The organism is Streptomyces europaeiscabiei (assembly GCF_001550375.1).
Lineage (GTDB): Bacteria > Actinomycetota > Actinomycetes > Streptomycetales > Streptomycetaceae > Streptomyces > Streptomyces europaeiscabiei.
Genome location: NZ_LRTR01000532.1, coordinates 1 through 14424 on the forward strand (window position 1 = coordinate 1; position 14424 = coordinate 14424).

Consider the following 14424-nt stretch of genomic DNA (forward strand, 5'->3'; position numbering starts at 1 on the left):
CGCTCGGCGCCCTGCTCGGCGGCGGTCCGCCGTCGGCGGTAGCCGCTCTCGACCGGGCGGGCCGCAGTCTCGGCCTGGCATTCCAGGTCATCGACGATGTGCTGGGCATCTGGGGCGACCCCGAGATCACCGGCAAACCCGTTCACGGCGATCTTCGGGAGGCCAAGAAGACCTTCCCCGTGCTGGCCGCACTCGACTCCCCGTCCGCTGAAGCGCGGCGTCTGGCCGTGGTGCTGAAGTCAGGAGCGGACCCGCAGGAGGCGGCCGTACTCGTCGAGGCGGCGGGCGGCCGGGCGGCGGCGCTGGCCGAGGCACGCCATCACATCGCGGCGGCGGAGGCCGCGCTGGCGGACGCTTCGCTGCAGGGCACGGCAGGCGACGAGTTGCGGGCGCTGGCGGCGTTCCTCGTGCGTCGCGACCTCTGACGGAGTGCCGGCCGCGTTCCGGGGCCTTCCCACCGGGCCCCGGGACAGCCGAGCGCCTCCTGTCCGGCGGGCGCCCCGCTCGTTCCTCGCGGGGCTCCGGCGCTCCAACTGATGCGTAGGACTTGCCGGCCCGGGGTGGTCGCGGACTGGTTGGCCACGTCGCTGACTTCGGCCGGGCCGGCGTAGTAAAGAAACTGGTCGCCTTCGCCAGGGGCGGCTCATGGCCACGATCTGCAGCACGTGGTGAGTCCCGCGGCCTCGGCTGCGGTGCGCAGGGTGCGTTCGTGGTCGGCGAAGGTGTGGCCGGGGCTCGGCCGGGTTGTCGGGGCGGGCGGTGCGATCAAGTACCCGTCTGCGTCCCGCCGATCCGCGTTGGAGATGGCACCGAGTCCTGACAGGGCTCGGGCCCTCCGTAACTTTCTCCACAACGGACCAAAAGCCTGGCTGGTCCGGAGGGAGGTGTGGACACATGGGGCTGAAGTCTCTAGCCTTGTCGGCGAACCATCACGGTCGTCGATGTGACCCGACAGCGCGGTAGCCATCGACCTCTCCTGTTTCCGAGCCGTTGCCCCCGCTCGGCGTAGTGGCCTGCTGAAGCACACCTGGCGGGCCGAAGCGGCGACATCCCGCTACGGCATCGGCGCGGCAGCGCGCGCCCCAAGCCTGGCAGCCATCTGTTCAGGAAGGGGATTGCATTGTCATGTTCATGAGAATCAGGAGGGCTAAAGCCGCGCGTTGGCCGGCCATCGGTTCGGCTCTGCTCCTGGTCGCGGCCACTCTCACCGCGACCTTGTCCAGTGCGACCCCGGCCTCGGCGCACCCGATCAACGCCGCCGACTTCCAGCAGGTCCAACTGGCCCGCGGTGTCGCGGAGGTCGGTGAGCCGATGTCGCTGGCCGTACTCGCCGACCGGTCGGTGCTGCATACCGCTCGCAACGGGACCGTGCGCCGCACGGAGGCCAACGGCACCACCACGGTGATCGGCAACATCCCCGTATACGTGCACGACGAGGACGGCCTGCAGGGCATCGGCATCGACCCGGGTTTCGCCACCAACCGGCACATCTACCTCTACTACGCCCCGCCGCTGTCCACACCAGGAGGCGACGCACCGACCACCGGCGGCAACTGGTCGGCGTGGCAGGGTGTCAACCGGCTTTCCCGGTTCACGCTCAACGCCGACTTCACGCTCAACCAGTCCAGCAAAGTGGACATCCTCGACGTGGCGGCCGACCGGGGTATCTGCTGCCACGCCGGCGGAGACATCGACTTCGACGCGGCAGGCAACCTGTACCTGTCCACAGGCGACGACACCAACCCGTTCGAGTCCGCCGGATATTCCCCGCTCGACGAGCGGTCCAACCGCAACCCGGCGTTCGACGCGCAGCGCACCGCCGCCAACACCAACGACCTGCGCGGCAAGATCTTACGAATCAAGGTGAACGAGAACGGGTCGTACTCGATCCCGGCAGGCAACCTGTTCCCGCCCGGCACGGCCAGGACCCGGCCGGAGATCTACGCGATGGGCCTCCGCAACCCGTTCCGGATGAGCGTGGACAAGGCCACCGGCATCGTCTACGTCGGCGACTACGGCCCCGATGCCGGCGCCACCTCGGCGCGCGGGCCGCAGGGCCAGGTCGAGTTCAACCGCGTCACGGGCCCGGGCTTCTATGGCTGGCCATACTGCAACGGCACGAACACGAGCTCCGAGACGTACGCCGAGTGGGACTTCGCCACCAACACGGCAGGAGCGAAGTACAACTGCTCGGGCGGGCCGACGAACAACTCGTTCCGCAATACCGGCTTGAGTACGCTGCCCCCCGCCAAGGCTGCCTGGATCCGTTACGGCGGCGACGCCGGCAGCCCGCCGGCGTTCGGCGGCGGCTCGGAGTCGCCGATGGCGGGCCCGGTGTACCGGTACGACCCCGACGTCGGCTCGCCCACGAAGTTCCCGCAGTCGTTCGACGGGCAGTTCTTCGCCACGGAGTTCGGCCGCGGCTGGATCAAGCCGATCCACCTCAACGCCGACGGTTCCCCGGGGAGCATCGACAGCTTCCCCTGGACCGGCAAGCAGGTGATCGACTCGGCGTTCGGCCCGGACGGCTCCTACTACGTGCTGGACTACGGTGCCGGGCTGTACCAGGGCGACCAATACTCTGCCCTTTACCGTTTCGACTACGTCGGCGGCGGCAACCGGGCGCCCACGGCGATGGCCGGCGCCAACCGGACCTCCGGCGCGGCGCCGTTGACCGTGACATTCTCCTCGGCCGGCTCATCCGACCCTGACGGTGGGGCACTGACCTATGCGTGGAGCTTCGGTGATGGCACCACCTCCACCGTCGCCAACCCGACGAAGACGTACAACGCCAACGGCGATTACACGGCCACGCTGACGGTGCGCGACCCGCAGGGTGCCACCGGCACCGCCGACGTGCGGATCACCGTCGGCAACACCGCGCCGACCGTGACCATCAACAGCCCCACCGCGGGGGAGATCTTCGCCTTCGGCGACACCGTGCCGTTCAGTATCACCGTGACGGATCCGGAGGACGGCACGGTCGACTGCACCAAGGTCAAGCTGACGTACATCGTCGGTCACGACAGCCACGGCCACCCGATCACCTCGAAGACCGGTTGCTCCGGCACGATCACCATTCCGGTCGACGGTGAGCACGACGACGCGGCGAACATCTTCGCGGTCTTCGATGCCGAGTACACCGACAACGCCGGGCTCACCACGCACAAGCAGCACATCCTGCAGCCGAAGCACCGGCAGGCCGAGCACTACAAGACATCGTCAGGCATCGCCACCTTGGACAAGTCGACCGCAGAGGGCGGCAAGTCCGTTGGTGACATCGAGAACGGCGACTGGATCGCATTCGAGCCGTACAAGCTCAGCAACGCCACGTCGTTCAGCGCCCGGGTGTCGTCAGCCGGCGCGGGCGGCACGTTGCAGGTTCGGGCCGGTTCGCCGACCGGCACCGTCCTCGGCTCCGCCACCGTCCCGGTCACCGGCTCGTGGACGAACTTCACCACTGTCAACGGCTCGATCTCCGGTGCACCGGCCGGCACCACCACGCTCTACCTGACCTTCACCGGCGGCTCCGGATTCCTCTTCGACGTCGACGCGTTCACCTTCAATCCCGGCGGCGGCCCGCCCACCCCCGGGGTGGGTCCGATCGTGGGGCTCGCGGGTAAGTGTCTGGATGTCCGTGACGGCGGCTCGGCGGATGGGACGGCGGTGCAGATCTCGTCGTGTACGGGCTCGGCGGGGCAGCGGTGGACGGTGGCGCCGGGGTCGACGGTCAAGGCGTTGGGCAAGTGCCTGGATGTCACCGGTAACGGGTCGAGAGTCCAGTTGTGGTCCTGCAACGGTGGCGCCAACCAGAACTGGCAGGCGTACCCGGACGGGTCGCTGCGCAACCCGCAGGCGGGCAAGTGCCTGGACGTGTCGGGCGCCAACTCGTCGGACGGCACCCTCGTGTCCCTGTGGACCTGCCACGGCGGAGCCAACCAGAAATGGACCCTGCCCTGATTTCTGTCACCAAGAAGGGAGCGACGGACATGCGCAGACAACCCCGAATGCTGCTTGGTGGGGTGGCCACGACACTCGCCGCCCTGGCCCTCCTCGCGCAGCCCACACCCGTCAGTGCCGCGGACACGTCCTACGACGTCCTCGTGTTCTCCAAGACAGCCGGTTTCCGGCACGACTCGATCCCCGCAGGGATCCAGGCCATCCGCGACCTCGGCGCGGCGAACAGTTTCACGGTGACGGCCACGGAGGACGGCAACCACTTCACCCCCGGCAACCTGAGCCGTTACGAGGCGGTGGTCTTCCTCAACACCACCGGCGACGTTCTGAACGACGCCCAGCAGTCGGCGTTCCAGTCGTACATCGGCTCGGGCGGCGGCTTCGTCGGCGTCCACTCGGCCGCGGACACGGAGTACAACTGGCCGTTCTACGGCGATCTGGTCGGCGCCTACTTCGCCTCCCACCCCGCTGTCCAGCAGGCCAACGTCAAAGTGGAGGGGCGGGCGCACGCGGCGACCGCCCACCTGCCGCAGACATGGACCCGCACCGACGAGTGGTACAACTTCCGGACCAACCCCCGTACCACCGCGCGCGTGCTCACCACGCTGGACGAGTCGTCGTACTCGGGCGGCTCGATGGGCGCCGACCACCCGCACACCTGGTGCAAGACCTATTCGGGGGGCCGGTCCTTCTACACCGGCGGCGGGCACAGCCAGGCGTCGTACGCGGAGCCGGCGCTCCGGGCGCACCTGCTAGGCGGTATCCGGTACGCGGCAGGCCGGACCAAGGCCGACTGCCGGCCCGAGAACGGCTATACGGCCCTCTACAACGGCTCGACCACCGGCTGGTCGCAGGCCGGCCCAGGCGGCTTCACCAACTCGGACGCCACCCTCGCCTCGTACGGCGGCCTGGGCATGCTCTGGTACAGCGCCCGGCAGTTCACCGACTACTCGCTGAAGCTGGACTGGAAGATGCCCGGCGACGACAACTCCGGTGTGATCGTGGGCTTCCCGCCGTCGAGCGACCCGTCGTCGGCACTGAACAACGGCTACGAGGTCCAGATCGACGCCACCGACGCGCCTGACCGTACGACTGGCTCGATCTACGCCGTCAAGGCCCCGGACACGGCTGCCCGGGACGCGGCACTCAACCCACCGGGCGAGTGGAACACCTTCGAGTTGCTGGTGGAGGGCGAGCGGCTCCAGGTCTGGCTCAATGGCGTGAAGATCAATGACTTCACCAACACCGACCCCGCCCGCTCGCTCGCCGGCCACGTCGGCATCCAGAATCACGGTACGGGGGACGACGTATCGTTCCGCAACGTCCGGATCAAGGAGCTGGGCGGCGGCCCGCCCACCCCCGGGGTGGGTCCGATCGTGGGGCTCGCGGGTAAGTGTCTGGATGTCCGTGACGGCGGCTCGGCGGATGGGACGGCGGTGCAGATCTCGTCGTGTACGGGCTCGGCGGGGCAGCGGTGGACGGTGGCGCCGGGGTCGACGGTCAAGGCGTTGGGCAAGTGCCTGGATGTCACCGGTAACGGGTCGAGAGTCCAGTTGTGGTCCTGCAACGGTGGCGCCAACCAGAACTGGCAGGCGTACCCGGACGGGTCGCTGCGCAACCCGCAGGCGGGCAAGTGCCTGGACGTGTCGGGCGCCAACTCGTCGGACGGCACCCTCGTGTCCCTGTGGACCTGCCACGGCGGAGCCAACCAGAAATGGACCCTGCCCTGAGCTGACGCGGCACGCTGGAAGGGCCACCGCACTCACCGTGCGGTGGCCCTTCCGCGTTCCCAGGCCGGGTGTGGCTGACGTCAGGCTGTGCCGCGCTTTGGTGCGGGCGTGGCCGAGTACGTGCTCCCGAGCGGGCCGGGGCGTCCGGCGCATGCGTGTGCGCCCACTCCTGAAGGACCGCCCCCGCCGCACCGCCGACACGAAAGCAAGCCGGTGGCCGCACCGTCCCCAGCTGGTCCGGCAGCCGCGAGGAGTCTGCGCCACGGCTCGGCGGGTTCCGGGGGAGTGCGGCCGTTGTTCCGCACGAACCTGTCACGCGGCGAACGTCCCGTGGAGATCGGGAGCACCGGGCCCCGCAAGCCGTGCGGTCCGATGTACGCGACCGGCTGGGTGCCGCCGGTGCCCCCGCTCACCTGTCCGCCCGAGCGATCGCGCTGTCGTTCGAGATCGCCCTCATGGAGGTGGCGACTCAGCGGTAGCCGGCGGCGACGATGTTGGCCTGCACCGCGCTCTCGGTTGCGTCGGACGGATATCCGGACACCATCGCGCCCTCGTAGAAGGTGCCGGCGCTGAGGTTCGCGCCGCCGCCGGGCTTGCAGCAGTCACCACCGCTGCCGAGGATGATGGCGCCCTGCTTCTTCATGGGGCTGTAGCCGGGCGGAAGCGCGCCGTCCCACAGCGTGGTCAGGCTTCCGGTCTGGCCGTTGCCACCCTTGAGCGCGAATCGGCTCGTCCCGTTGTTCTTCAACATCGCCGTCACGAACTTGCTGGTGAAGGCCCGCTGGTTCGTGTTCCAGGCCTGGCTGCCACCGGAGTAGAGCCCCCATTCGAGGTCCGCCTGGACCCATGGGCCGGTGCCGGAGCACCCGCCGAACCAGCACTGGGTGCTGAAATTGATCGCGTCCATCGCCCCGGCCGCGTCGGCCGCTCGGGTCGTCTCACTGTTGCCGTAGTCGAAGCAGCAGCCGCCGTTGACATGGGTGCCGCTGGTCACCATGTACATGCCTTCGGGGGCGCTGCCGGTCGGCACGCCGGTCAGGTGGCCGTCCCGCCAGTAGCTGTTGCCGGGGTTGATGTAGAGCGAGTAGGCCTTGCTGCCGCCGACCGCCAGCGACTCCGACGTCGCGTTCGCCGGGCGGCTCTGGGGGGAGCCGGGCACCACACTCGATCCCTGGTACCACAGGTCGTTCCCGCGGCCGGATTGGTCGTAGACGACGGTGACGACACAGGTGGTCCCCGCGCAGAACGAGTCCTGCGTCGTCGCGTCGGCGGTGCCGCCCGCGCTCAGGACGCCGATGTTCCGGGTCGTGCTGTCGGACGAGCGCCGGACCTGGTAGAGGTTTCCGTTGTAGGTGCCGTAGAGCGCTCGTGTGGTGCTGTGGGCTGCGATGCAGGGGGTGCCGCCCGAGGCGTAGATGTCACACGTGCCCGCGCCCCCTGGCACCGGAGGGTCCGTCGGCGGGGTCGGCGAGCTCCACTGCTGGTTGGTGCCGCCGTGGCAGGACCAGAGGGTGATTCTGGTGCCGTTGGCGGTGCCGCCGGCGTTGGCGTCGAGGCAGAGTCCGGACTGGACGCCGGTGATGGTGCCGTTGGGGTTGACGTTCCACTGTTGGTTGTTCTGGCCGTTGCAGTCCCAGATGACGACGGCGGTGCCGTTGGTGGTGCCGCGTCCGCTGGCGTCGAGGCACTTGCCGCCGGAGACGGTCAGTTGTTTGCCGGCGGTGTAGGTCCAGGTCTGGCCGGGCGCGCCGGTGCAGTCCCAGAGTTGGGTCTGGGTGCCGTTGGTGGTGCTGGAGCCGGGGACGGTCAGGCAGCGGCCGGACTGCGACCCCACGATGGGGGCGCTCTGCCCGGGCTCGATCGGTGCAGCCACCGCGGTGGCGCCGACGGCGACAAGCACCAGGGCGGCGCCCAGCGCGGACAGCCGTCCGTACCAACGGGGCCGAGGTATCCGAAACACCATGGCGGTTCCTCACGGGTTCGTAGAGAGGGATGCCCGGCGCGCGACCGCGCCGGGCATCCCGTCCGGACGGGTTAGACGGCGGTGAACCGCCACTGTTGGTTGGTGCCGCTGTGGCAGCTCCACTGCAGGAGTCGTGCGCCGTCGGCCGTCGAGCCGCCGTTGACGTCGACACACAGTCCACTGGGGAGGCTTTTCACCGTATACACGCCCACCGTGGTGGACGGTGTGACGAGGAACTTCTGCGGCTGGCCGTTGTCGCAGGTGGATTGCTGCAGGAACGCGCCCTGGGCGGTGGAGCCGCCCGCGACGGCGAGGCACTTGTCGCTGTGCACCGCCTTCAGGTAGACGGCGCCGCCACCGGCGTCGACGGCCTGCCACTTCTGGTTGTTGGCGCCGTTGGCCGGCCACTGGACGACCTGGGCGCCATCAGCGGTCGAGGCGCCGTTGACGTCCACGAATTTGCCGCTGTGCTGCGCTGCGACCGTCCAGGTCCGACCGGCCACGCCGTCACCACCACCACCACCGCTGCCCGGTTCGCCGACCCCGTTGCCGCCGAAGGTGAGCGAGTCGAGGTCGAACCAGTTGTTCGAGGTGCCCTTGAACACCAGGTAGAGCGGGTGCGAGCCGGAGAGATCGGCTGTGTTCACCGCCTGCGTGGACTGGTAGGTGTTCCAGCCGCCGGTGCTGGGCACCGGTGTCGTGGCCAGGAGTGTGCCGGTCGGGGAGTCGGCGCGCAGTTCGATCGATCCGCCGCCGCTCGGCGACGACAGGCGGTAGCGCACGCTCGTGACGCCCGACAGGCTCATGGGTTTGAACGAGATCCAGTCGCCGTCGGAGATGTTGCCGACTCGCTTGCCGCTCTCCGCGCCGGCCTGCTCGACGATCTGCACACCCGACTGGTCCGTGTAGAACTCGGCCTGCTTGTGCTTGGGCTGGAGGATCGCCTGGGCGTAGCCGGTGAGCGGGTTCGCACCGCCGGGGCCGCCGTCGTCGGTGTAGCGGGCGTTGAGGACGTAGTACAGGTTGGCGCCGTCGGGGTGCCCGCCCAGCAGCGTCGTGTCGATGGTGCCCGAGCACCCCGGATGGTCCGTGGTCTCGTGCTGGTGGTCGTCGTGGCCGAGAGCTGGGTTGACGAACACCTTGGCGCAGTCGATGGGCGCGCCGCCGGGATCCGAGACGGAGACCTTGTACGGGACGCGGTCACCGAAGTCCAGCATGCCGCCGTTGGACGGAATCGTGAGGGTGACGATCGGTGCGGAGTTGCCCACGGTGATCGGCACGTTGGCGAAGGCCGTCTTGCCGGTGTTGTCGGTGACCTTGAGCTGGGCGGTGTAGTTGCCGTTGGCGGTGTAGGTGTGTGACGGGTTGGCCGCCGTGGACGTGGTGCCGTCGCCGAACGTCCAGTGGTGGCTGAGCGTGTTACCGGGATCCGGGTCCGTGGACCCCGCGCTGCTGAACTGCACGTTCAGTGGCGCGTTCCCGTTGGTGGGCGTTCCGGTGGCTTTGGCGATCGGCGACCGCCCGCCGTGGTTGTAGTCGATGCGGTAGAGCCCCGAGTCGTTGTTGCCACCGGAGAAGTTGTTGCCCCATTCGAGCAGGTACAGCGAGCCGTCGGGCCCGAACTCCATGTCCATCGGCTTGAGGAACTTGGCGGCGGGCATGAAGGGGTTGGTCCGGGTGACCGCGGTCGCGGAGTCGAAGTGGACCTCCTTGACGGTGTGGCGCGACCACTCGTAGAAGAAGTGGACCCCGTCGTAGTAGGGCGGGAACTTCGTCTCGGACGGGTTCGCGGCGTCGTAGCGGTAGACCGGTCCGCCCATCGGCCCCGAGCCGCCGGAGCCGAGTTCGGGGAAGTTCGGTGAGACGCCGTAGCCGTACCACATGTTCGGCGCGACGATCGGCTTGAGGCTGGTCAGGCCGGTGTTGTTCGGCGAGTTGTTGACCGGCGCGTTGCAGTTGAACTTGGCGCCGACGACGCCGGTGCTCGGGTTGTAGGGCGCGTAGGCCTGGTTGTCGCCGTGGCAGAACGGCCAGCCGTAGTTGCCCGGGGTCTTGATGACATTGAGCTCGACGAGCCCTTCGGGGCCGCGGTTGGTCGTGGGCGGGTTCCGGTCCGGGCCGTAGTCGGCGAGGTAGACCCACCCGTTGTCCGGGTCGATCGAGAAGCGGAACGGATTGCGGAAGCCCATCGCGTAGATCTCCGGCCGGGTCTGCGCCGTGCCCTGCGGGTAGAGGTTGCCGGCCGGGACGGTGTAGCCGCCGTCGGCCGACGGCCGGATGCGCAGGAGCTTGCCCCGCAGGTCGTTGGTGTTGCCGGCGGTGCGGGCGGCGTCGAGGTTGGCCTTGCCCGACCGCCAGTCCAGCGGGGCGTAGCCCTGCCAGTTGGAGTCGAGGTTCGGTGGGACGTCGTCCCCGGTACCGATGTAGAGGTTCCCGTCGGGGCCGAACTCGATGTACCCGCCCGTGTGCCCGGGCTCGGCGAAGGTGCGGTCCCGGGTCGCGGGGATGTCGATGATCGTCACCTGGCTCGACATGTTCAGGGTGTCGCCGGTGAGCGTGAACCGGGAGACCCGGTTGATGTCGTTCGGGACTCCGGCCGGGGAGTGATACAGGTACACGTAGCCGTTGTCGGCGAAGTCGGGGTCGAGCGCCAGTCCGGTGAGGCCGTCCTCGCCGCCGGTGTAGACGCTGAGCGTGGCGGCTGTCACGGTCCTGTTGGTGGTCGGTTTGAAGATCTTCAGTTGCCCGCCCCGCTGGACGTAGAGCACCCGCCCGTCCGGGGCGACCGCGAGGGCCATCGGGTCCGCGGTGTTGTCGTCGAGGGTGCGCTTCTCGAAGTTGCTCCACACGGTGCCGCCGCAGTCGCCGGGCTCCTTGCCGGCCGCCCACTTGACGCCCCCGAGGACGTGGTTGCGGAAATGGGTCTCGCTGTAGGCGGCGCTGGTGTGCCCCATGCCGGTGGCCCACACGCGACCGCCGCCGGTGTTGCGGCACCAGGAGATGGGGTGGTCCGGCCCCATGGCGCGGGAGCCCGGGTTGTACGTGCGCTCGTCCGCGGTGACCAGGACATGGACGTCGCCGCGGGGGTTGCGGTCGAAGTTGTACCACTCCTCGCTGCGGTTCCAACGGTCCGGCAGGCCGGCCGTCGACGGGTGCTTCTTGTCCGCGACGATCGCGGTGCCGGACAGCACGCCGGGGGAGTGCTCCGGCATGTGCGCGCCGCCGTTGATGGTCTGGTCCCACCACGGGTACTCGTTCTCGATGCCCATGTCGGTGGCGTTGTGGATCGCGACGATGCCCTTGCCGCTGGCGAGGTAGCCCTCCAGCGCCTGACGTTGGGCCGCCGTGGTCCACACCATTCCCGAGGTCTGGAACATGATGAGCACGTCGAAGGTGGCGAGGTTCGCCGGGGTGAAAACGCTCGAGTCCTCGCTGTGGACCAACTCGAAGTCGTTGGCCGCCGCCTGCTCCCGGAACATCGTGAGGCCGGCAGGGATCGAATCGTGCCGATAGCCGGTTGTCTTCGTGAAGACCAGGGCTCGGAAGGCCGGCGCCGCTGACGCCGGTTGGGCTACGACGAGCGACAGGAGCACGCTCGCGATCACCCCGAAGATAAATATGATGCGACGCATGCCGTCTCCTATTTCGGCGGAGCAACGATGGCATGACCACGGGCACGCGCCGGCCGCACCTGGCGATGCGCCGGAGTGCCTGAGCGCGTCGCAGGCACGCGTGTGCCTTCCGCTCGTCATCCCGTCCGCCGTGACGGGCAGTCAAGTCCCTACGGAAGAGAGGGGGCGTCACACCGGATGCGGCCATCTCCCGTGGTCTGCCGGTCAGCATGCAGCGGCCTATCGCAACAGTCAATATGGCTCGGACACGGGCCGATTCCATAACACATTTCGCGCATCAATCGTCGTGGTTCGGTGCGCGACTGTCGTCGGGCCGATTCGATAACACATTTCGCGCATCAGTCGCCGTGGCTCGGCGCGCGACTGTGGACGGTCCGATTCGATAACAGATTTTGGCGTATCAATCGCCGTCGACCGATCGCCGATCCACATCGAGCAGTTCGAACGGCGAACGTCCTCCTGTGATGTCCGATGCTATTGCCAGGCGCTCATCGAGGCATTTACCCTCGGGGCCGCGATGTCGACCATCGCGTCCGGCGAAAGTCCGCGGCTATTCGACGATAGCCAGCGGGCGGGAACTGTCATTCCATGCCGGCCGTACCCGAACGATTCAGCTATCGGTGACTCAATCCTGCTGACGAGCGAATGTAGAGGGTCCCACCATGTCTGGCCTGCCGCCGTCGCTGTTGCTCGCTCTGCGAGGCATCGGCAAGTCGTTCCTCGGCGTGCGGGTGCTCGATGGCGTCGACCTCCAGGTCCGGCCGGGCGAGGTGCACGCGGTCGTCGGCGAGAACGGCGCCGGCAAGTCCACGCTCATGAAGGTGGTGTCCGGCGTCCACCAACCCGACGAGGGAACGGTCGAGTTCGCCGGCGCACCGCGGACGTTCCGCAGCCCGCGTGAGGCCCGACAGGCCGGTATCGGCATCGTCTACCAGGAGCTGACCCTGCTGCCCGAGCGCACCGTCGCGGAGAACGTCTGTCTGGGCCGCGAGCCCCTGCGCCGCGGACTCGTCGACCGCAGGGCGATGCTCAGCCACACCGCGGGGCTCCTCGCCTCGATCGGGGAGGGCTCGTTACCGCCCGACACGCGCGTGGGACGACTCGGCGTGGCGCAACAACAGGTGGTCGAGGTCGTCAAGGCGCTCGCCCTCGACGCCCGGCTGCTCATCATGGACGAGCCCACCGCGGCTCTCGCCGACCACGAAGCCGACCAGCTCTACGCGCTCGTACGGCGGCTGCAGGAGCACGGGATAGGCGTGCTGTACGTCTCGCACCGCCTCAAGGAGGTCTTCGACCTGTCCAGCCGGATCACCGTGCTCAAGGACGGCCGGGCGGTGGCCACCTTGGACACCGCGGACACCAGCGCCGATCAGCTGGTGCGCCACATGGTCGGCCGCGAGCTGTCGAGCTACTACCCCGGCCCGGCGAAGCCGCAGGAGTTGGGCCCGGTGCGGCTGACCGTCCAGGGCGGAGGCAACCGGAAGCTGCGCGGCATCGACCTACGGCTGCGCGCTGGCGAGGTGCTCGGCGTCGGCGGCCTGCAGGGCTCCGGCCGGTCGGCGCTGGCTCGCGCACTGTTCGGCGCCGCACCGTTCGGCACCGGCCAGGTGACCGTCGACGGAGCGCCGGTCCGGCTGCGCTCGCCCCGCGCCGCGATGCGGGCCGGTATCGCCTACGTCTCCGAGGACCGCAAGGGCGAGGGGATCGTCGCCGAGCAGTCGGTGCTCGACAACGCGCTGTTGGCCGGCCGCGCCGTCCGCCCGGGCTGGGTCGGCCGCGGTGCCCGGACCGCGCGGGTCCGGGAGCTGCTCGCGGCCGTTGAGCTCCGCGCCGCCGGGGAGGACCAGGAGATCCGTTTCCTGTCCGGGGGCAACCAGCAGAAGGTCGTACTGGCCAGGTGGCTCGCGCTCGCCCCGAGGATCCTGCTCTTCGACGAGCCGACCCGGGGCATCGACGTGGGCGCCAAGTCGGCGATCCACGATCTCGTCCGCCGACTGGCCCGCGACGGCGCCGCCGTGCTGATGGTCTCGTCCGAGCTGCCCGAGCTGCTCGGCATGAGCGACCGGATCATCGTCATGCGCGACGGCCGGATCGCCGGCGAACTATCCGCAGGAGCGACAGAGGAGAATGTCCTCGCCCTGGCGGTCGGCACCGCGCGGGAGGCGGCCGGATGAGCGGCGCGCTGTCCCTGCCGACCCGGCGGACTCCGCCCGGCGTGTTCGTCGCCCTGGTCCTCACCCTGGCGATCGGTTGGCTCGTCGTCACGGTCGATGGCGGCCGGCTGTTCAGTGTGCCGACGACGGTGAGCCTGCTGCACGTCGCCGCCGGTCTGGGCCTCGTCGCGGTCGGCCAGACGCTGGTCGTCGTCGGGGGCTCGCTGGACCTGTCCGTGGCGTACGTGGTCAGTCTGAGCACCCTCGTCGCCGCCGAGACCATGGCCGGTGACGACGGTGCGCTGCTACCGGCGATCGGCCTGACGCTCGCCGTCAGCAGCGCGATCGGCCTTGTCAACGGCCTGCTCGTCACGACAGCGCGGATCAACCCCTTCATCGCGACCGTCGGCGTCGGGCTGCTGCTGAAGGGATACCTCGACAACGGATACGACGGCCCGGCCGGCAAGACCGCACCCGCCCTGGTGCAGGGCCTGGGGTATCAGCGCATCGGCCCGGTGCCGGTGTCGTTCCTGCTGCTGCTCGCCGTCGCCGCCGCGGCCTGGTTCGTGCTGGCGCGCACCCGCTTCGGCCACCACCTGATCGCCGTGGGCGGTGACCCGGAGGTCGCCCGGCTCTCCGGTGTGCGGGGCAGCCGGGTCCTCGTCACCGCCCATGTGCTGTGCGCCCTCTGCGCCGGCCTCGCCGGGGTCTATCTCGCCAGTCGGCTCGGCGCCGGCGCACCAAGGGTGGGCACCGAGGGACTGTACGACCTGGAGTCGATCGCCGCGGTGGTGCTCGGCGGCACCGCCCTGGCCGGCGGGCGCGGCGGCGTTGTCGGCACGGTCGGCGGCGTACTGCTGCTCGCGAGCATCGACGCCATCTTCAACCAGCTCGAGGTCGACGTGTTCTTCAAGCAGGTGATCCGAGGCGTGATCATCATCGCGGCGGTCGCCGTCTACGCCCGCCGGGCGATGCGAAAGGCGTCCTAG

Annotated in this window: 7 protein-coding genes; 5 read left to right on the forward strand and 2 right to left on the reverse strand. The window is 69.2% G+C overall.

The genetic code is table 11. The features are described from left to right. The 3 genes from AWZ10_RS26215 to AWZ10_RS26225 form a co-directional block, all read left to right on the forward strand. Positions 1 to 425 (forward strand): polyprenyl synthetase family protein (locus AWZ10_RS26215; RefSeq protein ID WP_208618554.1); only part of this gene is annotated, 425 nt, incomplete at its 5' end. A gap of 700 nt (positions 426 to 1125) precedes the next feature. Beyond that, on the forward strand, positions 1126 to 3960 hold the full coding sequence (locus AWZ10_RS26220; RefSeq protein ID WP_060892146.1) for a carbohydrate-binding protein: 2835 nt from the start codon (positions 1126 to 1128) through the stop codon (positions 3958 to 3960). 29 nt (positions 3961 to 3989) lie between these two features. After that, entirely contained in the window at positions 3990 to 5687 is a 1698-nt protein-coding gene (locus AWZ10_RS26225; protein WP_060892169.1) for a ThuA domain-containing protein, read from the forward strand. A 469-nt stretch (positions 5688 to 6156) separates the two neighbouring features. Here the strand turns inward: AWZ10_RS26225 and AWZ10_RS26230 are convergent, their stop codons facing one another. Then, positions 6157 to 7650: an arabinofuranosidase catalytic domain-containing protein gene (locus tag AWZ10_RS26230; protein WP_060892147.1), complete on the reverse strand. Its 1494-nt coding sequence runs from the start codon at positions 7648 to 7650 to the stop codon at positions 6157 to 6159. 71 nt (positions 7651 to 7721) lie between these two features. Further along, positions 7722 to 11282 (reverse strand): ThuA domain-containing protein, encoded by a 3561-nt coding sequence (locus tag AWZ10_RS26235; protein WP_060892148.1) that lies wholly within the window; start codon positions 11280 to 11282, stop codon positions 7722 to 7724. A gap of 662 nt (positions 11283 to 11944) precedes the next feature. On the opposite strand from AWZ10_RS26235, the gene AWZ10_RS26240 reads away from it, so the two are divergent. Together AWZ10_RS26240 and AWZ10_RS26245 are read left to right on the forward strand one after the other, a co-directional pair. Beyond that, positions 11945 to 13456: a sugar ABC transporter ATP-binding protein gene (locus tag AWZ10_RS26240; RefSeq protein WP_060892149.1), complete on the forward strand. Its 1512-nt coding sequence runs from the start codon at positions 11945 to 11947 to the stop codon at positions 13454 to 13456. Then, positions 13453 to 14424 carry an ABC transporter permease gene (locus AWZ10_RS26245; RefSeq protein WP_046703444.1) on the forward strand — a complete coding sequence of 324 codons (972 nt, stop codon included), beginning with the start codon at positions 13453 to 13455 and terminating at the stop codon, positions 14422 to 14424. The genes AWZ10_RS26240 and AWZ10_RS26245 overlap by 4 nt, the downstream gene beginning before the upstream one ends.

Bases quoted from the DNA above. Each gene is read 5' to 3' on its own strand.
- AWZ10_RS26240 (WP_060892149.1), top strand. From the start codon at position 11,945: ATGTCTGGCCTGCCGCCGTCGCTGTTGCTCGCTCTGCGAGGCATCGGC.
- AWZ10_RS26230 (WP_060892147.1), bottom strand. From the start codon at position 7,650: ATGGTGTTTCGGATACCTCGGCCCCGTTGGTACGGACGGCTGTCCGCG.
- AWZ10_RS26220 (WP_060892146.1), top strand. From the start codon at position 1,126: ATGTTCATGAGAATCAGGAGGGCTAAAGCCGCGCGTTGGCCGGCCATC.
- AWZ10_RS26225 (WP_060892169.1), top strand. From the start codon at position 3,990: ATGCGCAGACAACCCCGAATGCTGCTTGGTGGGGTGGCCACGACACTC.
- AWZ10_RS26235 (WP_060892148.1), bottom strand. From the start codon at position 11,282: ATGCGTCGCATCATATTTATCTTCGGGGTGATCGCGAGCGTGCTCCTG.
- AWZ10_RS26245 (WP_046703444.1), top strand. From the start codon at position 13,453: ATGAGCGGCGCGCTGTCCCTGCCGACCCGGCGGACTCCGCCCGGCGTG.